This is a genomic window from Flavobacterium urumqiense (assembly GCF_900108015.1).
In the GTDB taxonomy this organism is placed as follows: domain Bacteria; phylum Bacteroidota; class Bacteroidia; order Flavobacteriales; family Flavobacteriaceae; genus Flavobacterium; species Flavobacterium urumqiense.
Map to the genome: position 1 here is coordinate 472,493 of NZ_FNVP01000001.1, position 21,996 is coordinate 494,488.

Genomic DNA, 21,996 nt, shown 5'->3' on the forward strand with positions numbered 1-21,996 from the left:
ATTTGTAATTAACAAATGCACCAAATAATGACTGAAAAAGAATTACATGATTATTTAAAGACAAACTATCCAATCGAAAATGAAAAATGTGAGTGGAAAGAATTTAAGTCCTTAAAAAGTGCTGTTTCAGGAAGAACTGGTGATGATGTCATCTCTTATGTTTCTGCGATTGCAAATATGCAAGGAGGGAGTTTAGTAATTGGGATTCAAGATCAAACACATGCTGTAATAGGAATTCAAGAATTTGCAGAATATACCATTGAAAACATCAGATATAGAGTTGTTGGTAACTGCCCTAATCTAAATGCAGATCTTTTTAAGGTTGAACAATTCATTTCTTCAGATACAAATAAAGCGGTTTGGGTATTTCATATACCGAAACATCAATTTAGATTGCCGGTTTATGCTCATAAAAAAACTTGGCAACGTATTGATGATAATTTGGTCGAAATGACCAAAGCAAGATTGGATGCAATTCTTGAACAAGTTCAGGTTAACGAAGATTGGTCTAAAGGCATTATTCCAGAAGCATCTTTAGAAGATTTAGATTCAGAGGCTATGAAAAAAGCTAGGGTTGAATTTAAAAAAAGAAATCCTAAGTATTCTGATGAAGTTGACAATTGGAATGATTTGGATTTTTTAAATAAAGCAAAACTTACGATAAAAGGAAAGATAACTAGAACAGCTCTAATTCTTTTAGGAAAAGATGAATCAGAACATTATTTAGGTTCTTCTGTGAAAATCAGATGGAATCTAAAAACGATTGATAATCAAGATAAAGATTTTGAAATATTTTCTATTCCATTCATATTATCTGTAGATGAAGTTTATAAAAAGATTAGAAATTTAAAATACCGCTATTTACGTGATGGGACATTATTTCCAGACGAAGTGTTGCGATACGAGCCATTTATTATTAGAGAATCTTTAAATAATGCTATTGCGCATCAGGATTATTCTAAAGGGGCAAGAATTAATGTTGTTGAATTTGAAGATGATCATTTAGTGTTTTCTAATTATGGCTCATTTTTACCAAAATCAGTTGAGGATGTGGTTTTGAATGATACGCCCGAAGAAGTGTATCGGAATCCATTTTTGGTTGAAGCAATGAAAAATTTAGATATGATTGAAACCCAAGGTGGTGGTATTCGAAAAATATTTAACTTCCAAAAACAAAGGTTTTTTCCACTTCCAGATTATAATTTCGAAGATAATAAAGTTAAAGTAACGATAACGGGCAAAATTTTAGATGAAAACTTTGCTAAAATTCTTATAAAAAACTTAAATTTAGGTTTAGATGAAATCATTTTGTTGGATAAAGTTCAAAAACACAAAGAAATTTCAGAAAATGAATTTAAGCATCTAAAAAAATTAAAGTGTGTTGAAGGTAGAAGACCTAATATTTATTTATCATATAAAATTATTGAATCTACGAATGACGAAGATTTAAAAGTTGAATATCTGGCTAATCGAAGTTTTGATGATTCTCACTTCAAAGATATGATTCTTGAATATTTAAGAAAATTTGGAAAAACAAAAAGAGATAAAATTGAGAATTTAATTATTCCAAAACTTTCCGCTATACTTACAGAAGAGAAAAAGAAAAAGAAAGTAGCTAATTTTCTTTTTTCCTTAGGGAAGGAAGGGAAAATAAAGTGTACACCTGGGTATTATTGGGAACTAATTTAGATACTTTTAGTCGCTTTTTAGTTGCTTTTTAGTCACTTTTTAGTCGCTTTTATTTTTAAAGCATTATTATTTAGTGGTTTAAAAAAAACTGAAAAATAATTTAAACACTTTTAACTTAAAATGAAACAACAATTTTACACTTACATACAAAACCTGCAAGACCAAATCTGTAAAGGATTACAAGTAGTTGAAGGTCAAGCCAAATTTCGGGAAGACCTTTGGGAACGGCCGGAAGGCGGAGGAGGAAGAACCCGCGTGATCGAAAATGGAAAAGTTTTCGAAAAAGGCGGGGTTAATATTTCGGCAGTTCACGGGAAGTTACCCGAAGCTATGCAGAAAATGTTCAACGTAGGTGAAGCTGATTTTTTTGCGTGTGGATTGAGTTTGGTATTGCATCCAAAAAATCCAATGGTTCCTACGGTTCATGCCAATTGGCGCTATTTCGAAATGTACGATGATAACGGAAACGTGATTCAGCAATGGTTTGGTGGTGGACAAGATTTAACACCGTATTATTTGTTTGAAGAAGATGCGATTTATTTTCATCAAACGTGTAAAACGGCCTGTGATAAACATAATCCGGAATTTTATCCAAAATACAAGAAACAATGTGATGCTTATTTTTGGAATGCACATAGAAATGAATCACGAGGAATTGGCGGATTATTTTTCGATTATTGTAAAGAAACGGAGACCATGACTATGGAGAACTGGTTTAATTTCGTTTCAGAAGTGGGGAATAGTTTCCTTGAAGCTTACGTTCCTATTGTAGAAAAAAGAAAAGACTTACCATATACGCCAGAACAAAGAACGTGGCAGGAAATACGTCGCGGTCGTTATGTCGAATTTAATTTGGTTCATGATAAAGGCACTTTATTTGGACTAAAAACCAACGGAAGAATCGAAAGTATTCTGATGAGTTTGCCACCCAATGTGCAATGGATCTATGACCATCATCCGGAAATTGGAAGCGAGGAAGAAAAATTAGTAAACGTATTAGAAAAACCAGTTGATTGGATTTAAATACTTAAACCATTAAGAAATTAAGAAAAACTAAATGTAATACCTTAATGAACCTTAATTTCTTAACGGTTCAAACAAATAAATTAAAGTTTAACTTTAAACAAAAATATATGTTCCCATTACACAGAGGCAGAAGATTAAGAACCAATGAATCTATTAGAAGTTTAGTTCGTGAAACCAGTTTAAGTCCATCGGATTTTATGTTTCCCATGTTCATTGCTGAAGGAGAAAATTACAACGTAGAAATTGCTTCAATGCCAGGAATATTTCGTCGTTCCATCGATTTGACGGTAAAAGAAATTCATGAATTATTCGCCTTAGGTATTCGTGCAGTAAATATTTATGTGAAAGTCAGTGAAAATTTAAAAGACAATACAGGACTGGAAGCTTGGAATCCAAACGGATTAATGCAAAATGCCATTCGTGCCATCAAAGCCGCTTGTCCTGAAATGATTGTAATGCCAGACGTAGCTTTAGATCCTTATTCTATTTACGGACATGACGGAATTATTACAAACGGTGATGTAGAAAATGATGCAACAAATGATGCTTTGGTCAAAATGGCTGTTTCTCATGCGCAAGCCGGAGCCGATTTTGTGGCACCATCGGATATGATGGACGGACGCGTGTTGCGTTTGCGCGAAGGTCTTGATGCTGCCGGTTTTCATAACGTAGGCATCATGAGTTATTCGGCTAAATACGCTTCGGCATTTTACGGGCCGTTTCGTGATGCGTTAGACAGCGCTCCTGTTGACGCCACTGAAATTCCAAAAGACAAAAAAACATACCAAATGGATTATGCCAATCGCATTGAAGCGATCAAAGAAGCGTTGTGGGATGTGGAAGAAGGCGCTGATATGGTGATGGTAAAGCCAGGAATTGCTTATTTAGACATCGTTCGCGAGGTTAAAAATGCGGTAAATGTTCCTGTAACGGTTTATCATGTTTCGGGTGAATACGCGATGATTAAAGCCGCTGCTGAAAGAGGTTGGTTAGATCACGATAAAATTATGATGGAACAATTAATGTGTATCAAAAGAGCAGGAGCAAGTTTGATTTCAACTTATTTTGCCAAAGAAGCTGCGATACTTTTAAATAAATAACTCATGAAAAAAATACTATTCTTATTCGCCTTTTTACTCATCATTTCCTGTAAGAAAGAAGAACCCCAAAAGGAGCCTTTATATCCAACTTCTGCAAAGGAAACGACCCAAAATCTGGAAGAATTAGGAAAGGAAATTTTTCAAGGGAAAGGAAATTGTATTTCCTGTCATGAAGTGGACAAAAAACTAATTGGTCCCAGCCTTCAGGATATTGCAAAAATATACAAAGAAAAGAATGGTAATATCATCGCCTTCCTGAAAGAGGATGCCAAACCATTAGTTGATCCAAGTCAGTACGAAGTAATGAAAACTAATTTTGCACTTACCGAGGAGATGTCTGACGAGGAGTTAAAAGGATTAGAAGCGTACATTTATAGTAATTTAAAATAGTTTATACGGAACTCGTTTCAGTTTCTGGAGCTATTCCTGCTGTCCGTTATATCTTTTTTGCCTCGTTAAAAAACGAAGCAAGAAAAGGATGCCACTTCCATCAGGGCTAAAAAACAAGAACCATTCGTCTCTGCGAGTGGTTTTTTTACATCCATTATTTTTTTTCTTTGTGAAATTTGCTAAAACTTTGTGTATTTTGCAGTTCATTTTTATTTTATGGAAACAGCATACATCAAAACGCCTTTAGGAATCGCTACAATTATTGGTGATGAAAATGGAATTTTGGTAATTTCAGTCTCGGATAAAGGAGAAATTTCGACAATCATTCCAACGATTTTAAAGGATGCTGTCTCGCAACTTAACGATTATTTTGAAGGAAAAAGAAATGATTTCGATTTTAAATTAAACCCGAAAGGGACTGATTTTCAACAAAAAGTTTGGAAGGGATTACTGGAAATCCCATTTGGGAAAACGATGTCTTACATGGATTTATCCAAAAAACTGGGTGATGTTAAAGCCATTCGAGCCGTGGCTTCTGCCAACGGGAAAAATCCGCTTTGGATTGTGGTTCCTTGTCATAGAGTCATTGGAACTGATGGTTCATTAACAGGATATGCAGGAGGTTTGTGGCGCAATAAATGGTTATTAGAACACGAAAATCCTACAACACAACAAAGTCTTTTTTAGTTGTTTGTGAATAAATTTCTTATATTCGTTTAAGAAAATCCGTTCCAATCTGTAAAATCCGCGTCATCTGCGTGCCCTAAAATGATAGAAAAAATAAACCTCAATAATATCCTATTTCTTGATATAGAAACCGTTCCGGAAGCGGAGGATTTCAATACATTAGATTCTGAAATGAAAGACCTTTGGGAGCACAAAACCCAATACCAGCGCAAAGACGAATACACGCCGGAGGATTTTTATGATCGAGCGGGAATTTGGGCCGAATTTGGGAAAATCGTTTGTATCTCTGTAGGTTATTTTACAATCAAAGGCGATATTCGAAATTTTAGGGTGACTTCTTTTTTTGGTGAAGAAAAGAAAATTCTTCAAGATTTTAATAATTTATTAAACACTCATTTCAACCAGCCACAACATGTTTTGTGTGGTCATAATGCTAAAGAATTTGATATTCCATTTATCGCCAGACGAATGATTATTAACCAAATTGCTATTCCCAACAAGTTGAACTTATTTGGAAAAAAACCATGGGAAATACCACATTTAGACACATTGGAATTATGGAAATTTGGAGATTATAAACATTTTACTTCTTTAAAATTGTTGTGTAAAGTTCTCGGAATTCCTTCTCCAAAAGGAGATATTGATGGCAGTCAGGTGGGACATGTTTTTTACGTAGACAAAGACATTGACCGCATTGTAACCTATTGTGAAAAAGACACGATTGCCGTTGCACAGATTTTTTTGAGATTACGCAGAGAAGAATTGTTAATTGAGGACGAGATTATTCATGTATAAAAAATCAATGGCAATTTCAATTTCGAAAATCAATACTACTGCGTAACATATAGATTTGGGTTTGATATTGACCTTGTCTTTTTGCTATTGTCATTGCAATTGATTTATTACATTTACAAAAATTATGAATTATGGTATTGAGTAGATTTTGGTTGGTCATTTTTATTTCAGCAATTGTATTTGTACTATTTAGTTTATTTTCTGGAGACAGTTATACCATTGACCACGTTTTGAACGGAAAGAAAGATGATCCAATTCTGGTTTCGGAGAAATTTGCCGAAGAACTTCCTGCTTTTATTAAAGACAGCATTAAGACAGCGCCAGAACAAACCATGATTATCAATCGGGATACGCTAAATGCGGATACGACTTATGTTTTTAAGAATAAAACCGTAAAAATTTACAGTGGTGTTCAAAAATCAGATGGTTTATTACCAACTTGTAAAAGTACTTTGCTAGATTTAGTTCTTCCGCTGATGGCTTATTTGGCCTTTTTCTGTGGTTTGATGGAACTTTTAATCATTTCCGGAGCTTCTGGAAAGTTGGCTAAAGCATTGAGTCCTGTTTTTGTAAAAGTGTTTCCGAGTATTCCAAAAAATCACCCTTCTATTTCCTACATGACTTTAAACTTTGCTGCTAATTTTCTGGGCTTAGATTCTGCTGCAACTCCTTTTGGTCTAAAAGCCATGGAGAGTTTGCAAGAAATAAATCCAGAGAAAGATAAGGCAAGTGATGCGCAAATTATGTTTATGTGTTTGCATGCTTCGGGTCTTACTTTAATCGCTACTTCTATTATAGGATATCGTGCTGCGGCTAATGCAAGCAATCCTGCTGATGTGATGTTGCCTTGTATTATCACTTCTTTTATAGGAACAATTGCAGCCTTTTTAATTGTTGGAATCAAACAAAGAATCAATTTCAAAAGTGCTTCTCTAGTGATTGTATTGATGACATTAATAGCCGCAATTGTTGGTTTGTTGATGTATGTGAACCATTTGGATTTAATTGGAAAAAACTATTTCACTTCTAATCTTTCCGCTTTAATATTAATTGGAATAATTGCTTTTACATTGATTTTTTCATTTATAAATGAAAAGAAATTTACAGAAGCATCTACAACCGTTTTTGAGACTTTTGTAGTAGGAGCCAATAATGGTGTGAAAACCGGAGTGACTATTTTTCCTTATGTTTTGGGAATGCTAGTTGCCATTTCTCTATTCAGAAACAGTGGTTTATTTGAAATTATTAGCAATTGGATCGCTTTCATTTTTTCAAATATGGGTGTAAGTAAGCAAATTACGGATGCTTTACCGGTCGCTTTACTTCGTCCCTTTAGTTCTGCAGGGTCAAGAGGATTTTTGATTGATTCGATGAACACTTTTGGAGCTGATTCCTTGACTGGAAGATTAAGTAGTATTTTTCAATGCAGTGCCGAAAGTACTTTTTATGTGATTGCCGTTTATTTTGGTTCTGTAAATATTAAAAACACGCGTTATGCACTAGGAACGATGCTTATAGTAGATTTGATTTGTGTAATCACAGCAATTTTTGTGGCGACTTGGTTTTTTTAAGAACACCACTATTATTTGGTTCCATTTAAATTCAAAATGATATAAATAGATTTCCCCATGAACAAAAGTTTTAATGAATTTTCACTAGGTCTCTTTGCTTGGCAAATGTTTATTCTTTTAATGTTGTTTGGATTTTGTTATCTCCTTTTTTTATTGATCAAAAAATTAAGAAGATAATTTCATATTCTTTCTACGATGAAAAGAAACTTGCACATAGTCAAAGTTCGCTGTGAGGCATTCTATATACAGAAAAGGTAAACGGTATACATTATATTAAATTAATTTGTAATATAATATTATTCGTTTCAAATAAACATAAAAAGCCTCACAATCATGGAGGCCACTGAAAAAGTCCTCATATAAAAAATAGAGACAAAATCATGATGAAAAAATGAAATAAACGCTCTGATAATCAATTTATTGAGATTCAAAACGTTTGATTCAAAAATATAAAAAAGAGAAAGGCTTAAACTAATTTAAAGTTTAAGCCTTTTTATTTATCGTTAGTTTTTCAGTGCCCTCCATGATTGTGAGGCTTTCTTTTGAACTTATTTGAAAATGATTATTTCTTAATAAATGATTTAACAACAGTTTCTTGACCATTGTTTAATTCGAAGAAATAGATTCCTTTGCTTAAATTGCTTACATTAATTTCACCACCAGAAGTTTTTCCAGTTTGAATTTGGAATCCTAGAGAATTGAAGATTTTGTATGAGCTTACTTTATTTTCTTTTACAGAAACATTCAATACTTCCGAAGTTGGATTTGGATATAGTACAAATGCTTCGTTAATAGTTTCAGTTTTTGATGTTTTTGCAAGGGCTATTTTAGCTGTTGAAACGTAAGCGGTCCCTACCCCTACAGCGTAAAATGCGTTAGTCGTTGCGATCACCTCAAGAGAACCTGCGCCATATAAATCTGTAGCGGCTTGAATTCCGTATGTTCTTGCATTTGCGTAAGTAGAACTTGATGTCATGTAAACACTTTCCATACGGTAAGTGATTTTAGCTGCTTTATCAATTCCAATTCCTGTAACACTATATGAACTTCCTTTGTCGTTAGTTCCCGTTTTGCCTTCCGTTAAGATATAAAACCAGTGATTTAAAACGCCACTATTGTTATGAACACCGCATTGATCATTGCTTGAAGTTGGTCTGCACCTCGTTTGACTTGTCCAATTTGTACCGCCGTAAGTATCTGGTTGTCCTTCGCTTTTAGGATTGCTCATAGAACGTAAAGCAAGATGTCCTGCTCTTCTTTCAATATCTTCCCCAATTAACCAACGTTGTTTGGTTGGTGCTGCAAAATATTCGATACAGGCTCCCCAAATATCTGAAAGAGCTTCATTCATGGCTCCTGATTCATTTTTGTATGCTAGGTTTGCCGTACTTGAACAAACTGCATGTCCTATTTCGTGCGCTGCTACATCAATTGATGTCAAGATGTCGAAATAAGTTCCGCTTCCATCACCATAAGTCATAACACTCCCATTCCAGTAAGCATTGTCATAAGCATTGCTGTAATGAACGTAACTTTTTATTGCTGCTCCAGCATTATTATAACTATTTCTTCCGTGAACGGTAAACCAGTAATCATAAGTTTTTTCAGCTCCCCAATGAGCATCTAATGCTCCATTGTCCTTATTAACATTATTAAATTCAGCAGCAGTCCAGTTGTTATCTACATCAGTAAAATTAACAGCTGCTGTGTAGCTTGTTCCCTTTTTCATATTGTAAGTCAAAACTCCGCTTCCACGAGTTGCATCAGATAAAATGTATGACGCTCCGCTAAGTGAAGTTTGAATAGCTTGCGTTCCGCTGTAACGGGTATCAGCATTAGCCGCTATAAAAGCGGTAGCTAGAGTTTTATTTTCTGTTTTTTTGTCAACTGATGGTTTTGATCCGTTGCTGAATTCACCTAAATGCTTAATAGTAGCGTTGTATAATAAAGTTACTCCAGTTACAGCATCAACATAGATGTCTCCACGACTTACTGGATTTGTAGCATAGATGTCAAATTTGTAAGCTAAGCGAAGTTGTTCCGTTTTTTTACCGTTGTTATCTTCATCTTCAAGTGGAAGCAATACCAATTCCCCTGCAGGTTTTTGATAGTTGTTTATTTTGGCTTCAGCTGGTGAATCCCAAAGATATTTTGAAGCTCCAATTTGTTGCAGCGCACGGTTAAATGCCTGTTCTTTTGATAAAGAAGGGCGTGTATTAACATTGTCTAATTGATAGAACTCTCCGCTCATTGATTCTAGTTTCCCAGATTTCGAATGAAGGGTATAAGTTGAAAATTCCACTTTTACTCCTTGGTGAAATAATTGAAATTTTTCGTGTGAGATTCCTAATTTGTCTGTTTCTGATTTTGTTTTAGAGAAACTAGAATTGTTTTTTAAACCTAAAAGTTCTACGAATGCGGTTTGAGAATCAGTAGATTTATAAGTTGATTTTTCATTAAAGGTGATTAAGGATGGTTTTCCTCTTTCATCTGTGAATTTTTGTTTCACATTTTTGTTAGCATCTTGTGCATTTGCTTCAAAAGCAAAAATAGAAACGCTAGCCAGTACTGCAATTTTTCCAAGTAGTTTTGTTGTCATTAATTTGGGTTTTTGGTTAGTTTTGATTCGTTAAATTAAAAAATTAATTTTTCAAATTTAACAAAAAACATATACTATGTTATTAAAAACTGTTTTTATTTTTTATTTAATGCAAAATAAAAGGAGTTTTTATCAATAAAGTAGTGTCAAGGCTGATGCAGCAAGGTATCAGTAAATAAGAAAAGGAGGCATCTTTTTAAGACAACCCCCTTTTCATCGAAGAAAAAATAAATATTATTTTTTGATAAATTTCTTAGTCATTCTTTTTTGACCGTCGTTTACTTCCAAGAGATAAATTCCAGCTCCTAATTTGCTAACATTGATTGCGTTTTCAGAAATTTTACCAGACTCAACTTGTTGACCTAAGTAATTCATAACACTATAAGAAGCATTTCTGTTATCTGCCATTGTAACATTTAAGAATTCATTAGCGGGGTTTGGAGACATTGTATAATCAAAAATGTTATTTTCGTTACCCAAATCACCTGCAAAACTTGTATTAAATGCTGTGATAGCCGCACCTCCAATATTTACTGTATAGTCTTCTACTTCTCCATAAGAAAAAGTTTCACAAGCAGTTTGAGCTGCATTGTATTTCATAGAAACTCTCATTCTTGTTGCTCCTGCCAAAGCAGTTGTTGGAACATTAAATGTCGCTGTTAAGTTAGCGCTGCTAGAAGAAGATCCAGAAACGATTTGTTCGGCAGTTTCAAAAACACCGTTTTTGTTATAGTCAATCCAGATTTTCCAATATTCAGTATATGCTGAGCCACTAAAACCTGCGCTAAATAAAATGGTGTTTGAACCATAAGGTACATTTCCTGTCAAAGCTGTAAAGTTTCCGTATCCTGCATTTGCACCACTTGTATTAGCAATTCCACCTAAACCAACATAGTCGATATATTCAGACGCTGCATTACTTCCTTTTGAAACGCAATACGTTACTGTAGTTCCTGATGTTGTAACATTTACTACATTACTTGCAGCAGATAAATTACCGGCAGCATCTTTTGCTTTTACAGAGAAAGTGTAAGCTGTAGCAGCAGTTAATGCTGAAACAGCATAAGTAGTTCCTGTAACTGTGGCTTTTAAAGTAGCCCCTTGATAAACATTATATCCTGTAACTGCTACATTATCAGTAGAAGTTGTCCAGGATAAGTTTGTTGTTGTTGAAGTAGTTCCTGAAGCTGCTAAACCAGCTGGTGTAGATGGTGCGATAGTATCAGCTGATCCAGCATATGCGGCACCAACCCCTACGGCATAAAATGCATTTGTAGTAGCAATTACTTCAGCAGAACCAGCTCCAAATAAGTCGACTGCTGATTGAATACCATATGTTCTTGCATTAGCATAAGTAGAACTTGCGGTCAAGTAAACGCTTTCTAAACGATAGGCTATTTTTTCCGCGTTAGCTATTGTAATCCCAGTTACATTATATGCGCTTCCGATATCATTTGTCCCTGATTTACCAATAGATAAAATATAGAACCAGTGATTTAATACTCCACTATTAGTATGTACACCCCCTGAATCTGCAGTTCCTGTATACCAATATGTACCTTTGTAGGTATCTGGTTGTCCTTCAGCATTAGGATTGCTCATAGAACGTAATGACAAATGTCCTGTTCTTCTTTCGATATCTTCGCCAATTAACCAAGTTGATTTCGTTGGTGCTGCTGAAAACTCAATACAAGCTCCCCAGATATCTGAAAATCCTTCATTCATTGCACCCGACTCATTTAAGTAAGTTAAGTTGGCTGTATTGCTACAAACGGCGTGACCAATTTCGTGACCAGCAACATCTAATGCCGTCAATATGTCAAATCCACCAGTTCCGCTACCATCTCCATAGGTCATTACAGAACCGTTCCAAAAAGCATTATTATTGTCTGGATATCCAGCCGCAATTAAGTTATAATGGACATAACTTTTTATTTTTGCTCCGGCATTATCATAACTATTACGACCATGTTTAGTCGAAAAATAGTCGTATGTTTTTTCGGCACCCCAATGTGCATCTAAAGCTCCGTTATCTTTATTTGTATTATTAAATTCCGTAGCGGTCCAGTTATTATCTACATCGGTAAAATTAGTTGTAGGATAGGTAGCCGTTCTCGCCGAATTATAGGTTTGAACTCCTAAACCACGGGTCGCATCAGATAAAATATACGATGAACCACTTAATGTAGTTTGAATGGACTGAGTTCCACTATAACGTGTTGCAGCATTAGCAGCAACGAAAGCAACAGTGCTCGCTTTTCCTTTTGACATTTCCGCAGAAGTTGCATGGCTGCCGTTGCTATATTCACCAAGATGTTTGATAATTGCATTGTAGAGTAATACCTCGCCTGTAACAGCGTCAATATACACGTCGCCACGACTTAGTGGTAGTGAAGCATAAATGTCAAATTTATAAGCCAAACGTAAGTTGTTGTCTTTTAACTTTGAAGTTGGACCATCTAACATAGGAAGTAAAACTAACTCTCCAGTTGGTTTTTGGTAGTTCATTGCTGTAGCATCTTCTGCTGAATCCCAAAGATATTTTTTAGCGCCAATTTTTTTCAATGCGCGGCCAAAAGCTTGTTCTTTTGATAGAACAGGCTGAATATTTACTTTATCCAATGAATAAAAATCACCACTCATTGATTGTAATTTTCCAGATTTGGAGTGAAGGGTGTAAGTAGAAAATTCTACTTTTATTCCTTCGTGGTACAATTGGAATTTGTCATGCGAAAATCCTAATTTGTCTGTTTCTGATTTTGTTTTAGAGAAATTAGAATTAACTTTTAATCCTAATTGTTCTGTAAATGCTTTCTGAGAATCTGATGATTTGTAGGTTGATTTTTCATTAAAAACGATTAATGAAGGTTTCCCTCTCTCATCAGTAATTTTTTGTTGTACATTTTTCCCTGCTTCTTGTGCGTTTGCTTGTAAAGCTAAAAAAGAAACAGATGCAAACAAGGCAATTTTTCCAAGTAATTTTGTTTTCATGTATTCGTGGTTTTGGTTAGTTCTGGCGACGAATTTAACAAAAAAATAACACAACAGTCATTTTTTGTTAAATAATTCCACATTTTATTACCTATACCCATAAAACGCTGAGAACTTTGTATTTGTTTAAGCCACGATTAAGAGCGCGAATTCTCAAAAATTGTAAAGCAAAAAAAATGCATCCGTTTATAGGATGCATTTTTTTAGTGTAATGTAAATCAAAAATAATTTAATTTTAACCAATGATCATTTCAGGAATTTCACCTTCAATTATTAAATTTGCTTCGGTGGAAGCAATTATATGTTCTACGGTTACTCCCGGAGCACGTTCTAAAAGTTTGAATCCTTTCGAAGTTATTTCCATTACGGCTAATTCAGTAACTACCTTTTTGACACAGCCAACTCCTGTTAATGGAAGTGTACATTTTTTTAGGATTTTTGATTCTCCAGCTTTGTTGACATGCATCATGGCAACGATAATATTTTCGGCGGAAGCCACTAAATCCATCGCGCCTCCCATTCCTTTAACCATTTTGCCTGGAATTTTCCAGTTAGCGATGTCACCATTTTCTGAAACTTCCATGGCTCCAAGAATTGTCAAATCAACATGTTGTCCACGTATCATTCCAAAACTCAGTGCCGAATCAAAAAAACTGGCGCCGGGTAAGGTTGTGATTGTTTGTTTTCCGGCATTGATGATGTCAGCGTCTTCGTCTCCTTCAAATGGGAATGGTCCCATACCAAGAACGCCATTTTCGCTTTGAAATTCAACGTCAATTCCTTGTGGGATATAATTTGCTACTAACGTCGGTATTCCGATACCAAGATTCACGAAATAACGGTCTTTTAATTCTTGTGCAATTCTTTTTGCAATTCCTATTTTGTCTAACATAAATAAAACTGTTTAGATTTTTTAAACCATTAAGAAATTTAGGTTCATTAAGTTTAATAAATAAAGAGTTATCTCTACTATCTATTTGTCTACTATTTATTTTCTTTCTCTAACGGTTCGTTGCTCTATTCTCTTTTCGTATTTCTCTCCTTGAAAAATGCGCTGTACAAATATTCCAGGAATATGAATTTGGTTGGGATCAAGTGTTCCAGCTTCAACTAATTCTTCCACTTCAGCAACCGTTATTTTCGCTGCACCTGACATACAAGGATTGAAATTTCTAGCTGTTCCTTTGAAGATTAAGTTCCCTGCGGTATCTCCTTTCCAAGCTTTTACGATAGCAAAATCAGCATTGAAAGCATGTTCCATGATATGCATTTTTCCATTAAATTCCCTAACTTCCTTACCGGCTGCTACTTCGGTTCCGTAACCTGCAGGGGTAAAAAAAGCGGGAATTCCAGCTTGCGCGGCACGACAACGTTCCGCTAATGTTCCTTGAGGGATAAGATCAACTTCTAGTTCCCCAGAAAGCATTTGGCGTTCAAATTCCGCATTTTCACCTACATAAGAAGAGATCATTTTTTTGATCTGACGCTTTTGCAAAAGCAATCCTAGACCAAAATCATCAACACCTGCATTATTTGAAATACAGGTTAAATCTGTAGTTTCTTTTTTTACTAATTCGGCGATACAGTTCTCTGGAATACCGCATAATCCAAAACCACCTAACATGACAGTCATGCCGTTTTCAATTCCTTGAAGTGCGTCTTGAACGTTATTTACTCTTTTATTGATCATATAATTAGTTGCTTATTCTTGAATTTTTAAAAATCGAACCATTTTGAAACGAATTGTCTTAGCCCTGATAAGAGCGAAAATCTTTTTTATGGGCAAATCCCGTAAAGTTTGACCATAAAAAGATTACTTCACTATGTTCTTATTTTAATTGGAGTTCAGTGAATTTCATTGGTAACGTAGAGCGGAAAAAGCTCCATTAGACAACAATTTTACAATTCGAATTCTTCAGTGTCTTGTTGTATATTAGTGGTGTCTTTTACTTTTGGTGCAGAATAACAATCTACTTTTATGGAAAGATTCGGGGGTCTGTTGAAATCTTCTTTAGAGACTTTAAGACCTGAATCAGCATAACAAAGTTTCATGAAATAAGCCCAAACCGGCAATGCTGCAGTTGCACCCTGTCCGTAAGTAATGCTTTTGAATCGAGCGGAACGGTCTTCACAGCCAACCCAAACACCCGTTACAAGATTAGGAACCATTCCCATAAACCAACCATCGGACTGGTTTTGGGTAGTACCTGTTTTACCTGCGATTGGATTTTTGAATTGATATGGATAACCAGTCCAACGATTGTCGCCATTTCCTCCATAGGTGGTGCGCAATCGATCTCCAGATCCACCTTCAGTTACTCCTTCAAGTAATTTTATAACTGCAAATGCGATGTCTTTATTTAAAACATCATGCGATTCAGGTATTGGTTCGTAGATTACTGTGCCACTTTTATCTTCTATTCTATTTAAGAATTGTGGTTTTGTGTAAACACCTTGGTTAGCAAAAGTGCTGTAAGCGGCAACCATATCTTCTACGGTGATTTCTACTGCTCCTAATGCGATGGAAGGTTGTGTTGGAATTTCTGATTTAATCCCAAGTTTGTGCGCTAAATCTACCACTGCTTCAGGACCTACTTTGTCCATTAATTTTGCAGATATTGTATTTATGGAATTAGCCAAAGCTCTTTTTAAAGTGACCATTCCTCGGTATCTGTTGTCAGAATTTTTTGGTGTCCAAGATTCAGTAACATGGTGACGTCCCACGGGAATTGTAAATGGTGAATCTATTATGGAATCACAAGGAGACATGTTCAATTGTTCGATAGCTGTTGCATAAACAAATGGTTTGAATGTGGAACCTACTTGTCTTGCTCCTTGTCCTACGTGGTCATACTGAAAATATTTGTAGTTAATACCACCAACCCATGCTTTTATATTACCCGTTTGTGGTTCCATAGCCATAAGTCCAGACTGTAAAAAATGCTTGTAATACCGGATAGAATCCAGCGGAGTCATTATAGTATCTCTTTCTCCTTTCCAAGAAAAGACTGTCATTTTTGTTTTTTCGTTGAACGATTTTATAATTTCGTCATCACTTTTATCCTGTGATTTTAAAACTTCCCAACGGTGTGAGGATTTCATGGCCTGATTCAGAATTCGCTGTGTTTCTTTAGTTGAAATATTAACAAAGGGAGCGTTTTTATTTCCTTTTGATTGAATAAAAAATTCTTCTTGAAGGTTTGCCATGTGAGCAGCCACTGCTTCTTCAGCATGCAACTGCATTCTTGAATCTATGGTAGTATAAATTTTTAAGCCATCTTTGTAAACATCATAATCAGAACCATCTGGTTTTTTATTTTCTTCAGCCCATTTTTTTAGGTAATCACGCAAATATTCTCTAAAATAAGTAGCCGTTCCATCTTTATGGGTTTCTAATTTAAAATGTAAGGTGATAGGTAAACTTTGTAATTTTACTTTTTGATCTTCTGTGATGATATTTTGTTTCTCCATTTGCAGAAGCACCACATTTCTGCGATTTTTTACTCCTTCTGGATTTCTAACCGGGTTGTATAATCCCGAGTTTTTAAACATTCCAACTAATATTGCTGATTCGTCAATTGTTAAATCTTTCGGTTCTTTTGAAAAATAGGTTTTTGCAGCAGAACTAACCCCTACAGAATTATTACCAAAATCATATACGTTACAATACATGGCAATGATTTCATTTTTAGTGTATTGCCTTTCTAATCGAATTGCAATAATCCATTCTTTTACTTTTTGGACAATTCTAAAGGGTAAAAATTTAGAGCCTTCACCATGAAATAATTGTTTGGCGAGTTGTTGCGTTAATGTACTCGCTCCTCCGCTTGTTCCTAAACTGGCAATGGCTCTCAAAGTTCCTCTGCCGTCTACACCGGAATGCTCATAAAAACGCGCATCTTCCGTTGCCACTAAAGCTTGAACCAGATTTTTTGGTAAATCTGAATATTTTAATTGTGACCTGTTTTTTTCGAAATATTTTCCTAAGACCACGCCGTCAGAAGAGATAATTTCCGTTGCTAAATTGGAGTCGGGGTTCTCTAAATCTTCAAAAGAAGGCATTGAACCCAAAAGGCCCCACGAAGCAAATAAGAAAAATAAACCGATAGCACCTAATCCATAAAAGAAGATTTTCCAAAATTTCTTTTTATAATAGGTTATGTTTTTCTCTATGTTTTTAGTCTGATTGTTGTTTTTTTTGACAGCCATAATACTATTTTAATCTTTTTTTTCTATTCTAAAACCAACCTCTGTAATCCCATCTAAAAATATTACACCTGGAACTTTTCCAGTTTCCCGAACAGCTTGTTTAATGTGAACTTTATACTTTCCTTTGAACTTTTCGTTTTCTTTATAAATGAGTTTACTTTCTTTTATGTCAGAAAATCCATCGCCAAGCAGCGATCCGTCCGGATTTGCCATTTGGTATTCAAGAGTGTCCACTTTTGTAAAGCCATTTGGACTTTCAACAGCAACGATTAAAAACAGATTATTGTATTTATAATTGTTGTTATCTCTCAAATTTATGAATAAATTATATCGTTTTGTTGAATCTAATTCCGGCAGATCAAATGTCACAATACTGTCTTTATGCCACGCACTTCCAACAGATTTGTATTCATCAAAAACTCTTTTTTTATCACATGAAAAAAAAAGTAATATAACCAAAAGAATTAAAGCGCTATTTTTTAGGCTCATTTTTAGTAATAATTATAGGTTTTCTTGCGATTACGGGTTTTTTGTCAGCAATGTTTTTGTCAACAGGGTTTTGTCTATTGTTATTTGCAGGCTTATTGTTGGGGTTGTTATTATTATTTGCTACAATAGCATTTTCACCTGGTTTGCGTTTTTTAGGATGTTTTTTCTTTGCTTTTGGTTGATCAAATCGAGTTAAACTCTCTTGACCCATGGCATTGTTAAAGTTTTTTTCTGGTTCCACAACAATTTCTATTGCAAAATCTTCCAATGAAGAAACTTTGTTTTTCAACTTGTTTTCAGCAATGATTTCTTTAACTTGTTCAATTTTCAATACATGCCAATTAGCAAAATTATTAGTATAAGCAAACCACATTAATCCTTTGAAAATATCTTGTTTTTGACAAATGGCATCTCCTTTTTCAGTTACCAATTTTGTTTCAAAATCAGGAAAACCTTTCAAAGCGTCCATATAAGTATCTAACTCATAGTTCAGGCAGCATTTTAATTTGCCGCATTGTCCAGCTAATTTTTGAGGATTCAATGACAATTGTTGGTAACGCGCGGCTGAGGTATTTACACTTCTAAAATCCGTTAGCCAAGTGGAACAGCATAATTCTCTTCCGCAAGAACCAATACCGCCTAAACGTGCCGCTTCTTGGCGGAAACCTACTTGTTTCATCTCGATTCTGGTACTGAATTCTTTCGCAAAATCTTTAATCAAAGCGCGAAAATCAATCCGATCGTTTGCCGTATAATAAAAAGTGGCTTTAGAACCATCACCTTGAAATTCAATATCGGAAATTTTCATTTCCAGTTTTTGAGCAATCGCTAATTCACGCGCTCTAACTTTCATTGGTTCTTCTTTATCGCGCGCAGTTGACCAAATGTCAATATCTTTTTGAGATGCTTTTCTGTAAATTTTTGGAACTTCGTTGCTGGAAGAATTTATTCCTTTTTTCTTCATTTGGATTCGGACCAATTCCCCTGTCAGGGTGACAATTCCTATATCGTGACCTGGAGAAGCAACCGTGGCTACAATGTCTCCCATGCTTAAAGTCAACTTTTCAGTATTGCGGTAAAACTCTTTTCTTCCGTTTTTAAAACGTACCTCAACACAGTCAAAAGGAGCCTCGCCATTAGGCAAACTCATGTTAGAAAGCCAATCGAAAACCGTTAATTTGTTGCAGCTATCGGTGCCGCAAGTCCCATTATTTTTACAACCCTTAGGTGTACCACCATCAGAAGTTGAACAACTTGTACATGCCATAATTTTATATGTAGTGTTGCAATGATAGCAACTTAAGTTCTTAAAAAGATTAATGTGTAAAGATAGTATTTTTTAATTTTAAGTTACAATGACTTAAAACCTCAAAAAAGCATAAATTTTTAATAAAAAAAACCATTATGATTTGGTTCATAATGGGTTAATTTTACAGGATTTTTTATAAAAATATCACGTTTCTTTTACTGTAATTATTTTCACGGGACACGCTTTTGCGGCTAATTCACAATGTTCTGTAATTGTGTGATCATGCGATTTTAACGTAAAAAAACCCTTTGCATTTTGCGAATGGATTAAAACCGATTTCCCGTCTTTTTTGGACATTTGAAACTGTGCCGGTGCCATTTCCACGCAATAATTGCAGCCAATGCATTTGTCTCTTTGCAGGGTTACAATGACCATTAGGCTTCTACAATTTTATATAATTTATCGGACATTCGGATTCTAAAAGGCAGTTTGAAAGTGCAGTCATCTCCTTTTGTAGCTTTGTCCGCAACAGCATCATTAACATACATTTCTTCGATAATCATTTCTTGTGCGCCTGTACTTGGTCCCGTTACTAAAATTTTATCTCCAATTTTTATGTCGTAAGCTTCGATTTTGAATTGGCCAATAGTTGCTTTTGGAAAATAATGAGTTCCTTTTCCAACGTATACTTTCTTCTGCGTTGCCAAAGATCCGGAAACATCACTCCATTCGCCTAATTCTTGTCCGAGGTAATATCCGGCCCAAAAACCACGGTTGTAAACGGTGTTCAGCGCTTCCATCCAAATAGTCACTTTTTCTTTAGAAAAGGTTTCTTCGTAATAACTGTCAATCGCCTCGCGATAGGTTTTGATGACGGTGGCCACGTATTCGGGCGCACGTCCACGACCTTCAATTTTCAAGACTTGAATGCCGGAATCAACAACCTGATCTAGAAAATCAATGGTGCACAAATCTTTTGGCGACATCATGTATTCGTTGTCCAATTCGATTTCAAAACCAGTTTCCTGATCAATTACCGTATATTTTTTGCGACAGTTTTGTTTGCAGGCACCACGATTTGCTGAAGAATTATTAGAATGTAAACTCAAATAACATTTTCCTGAAACCGCCATACACAAAGCACCGTGACCGAAAATCTCAATTTCTACCAAGTTGCCGTTTGGTCCTTTTATAGATTCTTTTTTAATTTGTTCGGTGATACTCTTTACTTGGCGCAAACTCAATTCCCGACTTAAAACCATCGTATCGGCAAACAAACTATAGAATTTTATGGTTTCAATATTAGTTACATTTAATTGAGTTGAAATATGAACTTCCATTCCGATGCCTCTCGCCATGGCAATCACTGCTTGGTCCGATGCAATTACAGCGGTGATGTTTGCTTCTTTGGCTTTGTTTAATAAAGTTTTAACCACTGATAAATCATGGTCGTAGATTATCGTGTTTAAAGTCAAATAGGTTCTGATTTTTTTTGCTTTACAGCGACGGGCAATTTCTGGTAAATCGTCCATGGTGAAATTTACCGTTGCGCGTGCTCGCATATTCAATTGTTCTACTCCAAAATAAACAGAATCTGCACCATTGTCTATTCCAGCTTGAAGAGACTCAAAGTTCCCGGCGGGAGCCATAAGTTCAATTTTATTGTTTGGGGTCATGATAAATTAGTCTAAAATTTTATATAATTTATCAGATAATCGAATCCTAAAAGGCAATTTGAAAGTGCATGTGTCTCCAGAAATGGCAATTTTTGAAGCGACTTCATTAACAAACATATTCTCAATTGTCATTTCTTGTTCGCCGGTTGTAGAACCTTTGATTAGAATTTTATCGCCAATTTTGATTTCATCTTCTTCAATAAGAAACTGGCCAATACTTGGTTTTGGAAAAAAGTGAGTTCCTTTTCCAATGTATATTTTCTTGACTTTTTGTTCTTTTTTAAGCGCAGTTTTCGGTTTGTCTGCAACAAAAACGCCATGAGTTTCTTCGTTATTTTTGAAAGTCAAAACGTCTGATTTCCCTTTTTTGAAAATCATATTCCCGTTTTTGATTCCTCTTCGAATGGCTTTTTGTTCTTCTTCCGGAAGATGCGTTACAGTCATACATTCTGAAGAACAACAACCTTCCATAGCAGATTTGCATTCTTCACATTGAATGAAAAGCAAATGACAACCTTCATTCACGCAATTAGTATGCACATCGCAAGGCTTTCCGCATTGGTGACATTGAGAAACAATATCGTCTGTGATTCTTTCGCCTAAGCGATGATCAAACACAAAGTTTTTTCCGATGAATTTGCTTTCTAAACCTTCCGCTTTTACTTGTCGCGTGTATTCAATAATTCCGCCTTCAAGTTGGTACACATTTTCAAAGCCTTTGTGTTTGAAATAGGCGCTGGCTTTCTCGCATCGAATTCCTCCGGTGCAATACATCAGTACTTTTTTGTCTTGTTTGTGTTCTGAAAGTTGCTCTTCAATGATTGGTAAACTTTCACGGAACGTATCTACGTCTGGTTTTATGGCTTTGGTAAAATGTCCTATTTCGCTTTCATAATGATTACGCATATCAACCACAATGGTGTCAGGATCTTCGAGCAATTCGTTGAACTCCTTAGCTTTTAAGTGAATTCCAATATTAGTAACATCAAAAGTTTCATCGACTAAACCGTCAGCCACAATCTTGTCACGGACTTTTACGGTGAGTTTCAAAAAGGAGTGGTCGTCATGCTCTACGGCAATATTCAACCGAATGCCTTTCATGAAATCATAGGCTTCAATAGAATCTTTGAACGCATAGAAATTATCAGCAGGCAATGATAATTGGGCGTTGATCCCCTCACTGGCTACATAAATTCTGCCCAGAACCTCTAAAGGATTCCACGCTAGAAATAATTCGTTACGAAATTGTGTTGGATTTTGAATTTGCGCATAAGCATAGAAAGACAAAGTTAATCTTTGCTTTCCGGCATCATCGATCATGATGGCTCTTTCTTCTGCGCTTAATGTGTTATACAGTTGCATGCTATAAACAGTTTAAGTTGAAAAAATTATTTTTGCAAAAGTAAGGAAAAAGTTGCTGCGTTGCAAAGTTGTCGAGGGCCTGTGTTTTTTAGCCCTGATGGAAGGGAAAATCCTATGCTTTTTAGCATAGATTGGAATGACAGCAGGATTAGCTCCAAATAAA

The 21,996-nt window shown here is 35.3% G+C and carries 17 protein-coding genes; 7 read left to right on the top strand and 10 right to left on the bottom strand.

What is annotated here, in order from left to right; all coding sequences use genetic code 11:
- The first annotated feature begins 27 nt into the window (after positions 1–27).
- From C4S35_RS02120 to C4S35_RS02150, 7 genes are all read left to right on the top strand, one after another.
- Positions 28–1,689, top strand: a complete 1,662-nt coding sequence (locus C4S35_RS02120; protein WP_159916616.1) for an RNA-binding domain-containing protein — start codon at positions 28–30, stop codon at positions 1,687–1,689.
- 120 nt (positions 1,690–1,809) lie between these two features.
- Positions 1,810–2,712, top strand: coding sequence for an oxygen-dependent coproporphyrinogen oxidase (gene hemF / locus C4S35_RS02125; RefSeq protein ID WP_103998574.1), 903 nt, complete (start codon positions 1,810–1,812; stop codon positions 2,710–2,712).
- 110 nt (positions 2,713–2,822) lie between these two features.
- The gene (gene hemB, locus C4S35_RS02130; RefSeq protein ID WP_103998575.1) at positions 2,823–3,815 is read left to right on the top strand and encodes a porphobilinogen synthase; all 993 of its coding nucleotides are present in this window, start codon (positions 2,823–2,825) and stop codon (positions 3,813–3,815) included.
- 3 nt (positions 3,816–3,818) lie between these two features.
- A complete protein-coding gene (locus tag C4S35_RS02135; protein ID WP_103998576.1) occupies positions 3,819–4,205 on the top strand; it encodes a c-type cytochrome in 387 nt (128 codons plus the stop codon).
- Positions 4,206–4,421: 216 nt separating this feature from the next.
- On the top strand, positions 4,422–4,892 hold the full coding sequence (locus C4S35_RS02140; protein WP_103998577.1) for a methylated-DNA--[protein]-cysteine S-methyltransferase: 471 nt from the start codon (positions 4,422–4,424) through the stop codon (positions 4,890–4,892).
- 81 nt (positions 4,893–4,973) lie between these two features.
- A complete protein-coding gene (locus tag C4S35_RS02145; protein WP_103998578.1) occupies positions 4,974–5,687 on the top strand; it encodes a 3'-5' exonuclease in 714 nt (237 codons plus the stop codon).
- Between the two features lie 131 nt (positions 5,688–5,818).
- Positions 5,819–7,258 (top strand): nucleoside recognition domain-containing protein, encoded by a 1,440-nt coding sequence (locus C4S35_RS02150; protein ID WP_103998579.1) that lies wholly within the window; start codon positions 5,819–5,821, stop codon positions 7,256–7,258.
- Between the two features lie 562 nt (positions 7,259–7,820).
- Here C4S35_RS02150 and C4S35_RS02155 read toward each other — a convergent pair.
- The 10 genes from C4S35_RS02155 to trhO all read right to left on the bottom strand — a co-directional run bounded on the left by C4S35_RS02155 (position 7,821) and on the right by trhO (position 21,833).
- Positions 7,821–9,857, bottom strand: coding sequence for a M4 family metallopeptidase (locus C4S35_RS02155; RefSeq protein ID WP_103998580.1), 2,037 nt, complete (start codon positions 9,855–9,857; stop codon positions 7,821–7,823).
- Positions 9,858–10,091: 234 nt separating this feature from the next.
- Positions 10,092–12,848, bottom strand: coding sequence for a M4 family metallopeptidase (locus C4S35_RS02160; protein ID WP_103998581.1), 2,757 nt, complete (start codon positions 12,846–12,848; stop codon positions 10,092–10,094).
- Positions 12,849–13,083: 235 nt separating this feature from the next.
- Positions 13,084–13,740 carry a CoA transferase subunit B gene (locus C4S35_RS02165; RefSeq protein WP_103998582.1) on the bottom strand — a complete coding sequence of 219 codons (657 nt, stop codon included), beginning with the start codon at positions 13,738–13,740 and terminating at the stop codon, positions 13,084–13,086.
- Positions 13,741–13,836: 96 nt separating this feature from the next.
- Positions 13,837–14,538, bottom strand: a complete 702-nt coding sequence (locus C4S35_RS02170) for a CoA transferase subunit A (RefSeq protein ID WP_103998583.1) — start codon at positions 14,536–14,538, stop codon at positions 13,837–13,839.
- A gap of 209 nt (positions 14,539–14,747) precedes the next feature.
- Complete coding sequence (locus C4S35_RS02175; protein ID WP_103998584.1) at positions 14,748–17,057, bottom strand: penicillin-binding protein 1A; 2,310 nt, start codon at positions 17,055–17,057, stop codon at positions 14,748–14,750.
- A 9-nt stretch (positions 17,058–17,066) separates the two neighbouring features.
- Positions 17,067–17,546, bottom strand: coding sequence for a gliding motility lipoprotein GldH (locus tag C4S35_RS02180; RefSeq protein ID WP_103998585.1), 480 nt, complete (start codon positions 17,544–17,546; stop codon positions 17,067–17,069).
- Entirely contained in the window at positions 17,530–18,813 is a 1,284-nt protein-coding gene (locus tag C4S35_RS02185) for a PSP1 domain-containing protein (protein WP_103998586.1), read from the bottom strand. The genes C4S35_RS02180 and C4S35_RS02185 overlap by 17 nt, the downstream gene beginning before the upstream one ends.
- Before the next feature lie 186 nt (positions 18,814–18,999).
- Positions 19,000–19,230 (bottom strand): ferredoxin, encoded by a 231-nt coding sequence (locus C4S35_RS02190; protein WP_103998587.1) that lies wholly within the window; start codon positions 19,228–19,230, stop codon positions 19,000–19,002.
- Positions 19,230–20,471, bottom strand: a complete 1,242-nt coding sequence (locus tag C4S35_RS02195) for a peptidase U32 family protein (protein ID WP_103998588.1) — start codon at positions 20,469–20,471, stop codon at positions 19,230–19,232. The genes C4S35_RS02190 and C4S35_RS02195 overlap by 1 nt, the downstream gene beginning before the upstream one ends.
- A 6-nt stretch (positions 20,472–20,477) precedes the next feature.
- Positions 20,478–21,833: an oxygen-dependent tRNA uridine(34) hydroxylase TrhO gene (gene trhO / locus C4S35_RS02200; protein ID WP_103998589.1), complete on the bottom strand. Its 1,356-nt coding sequence runs from the start codon at positions 21,831–21,833 to the stop codon at positions 20,478–20,480.
- Positions 21,834–21,996: the final 163 nt, after the last annotated feature.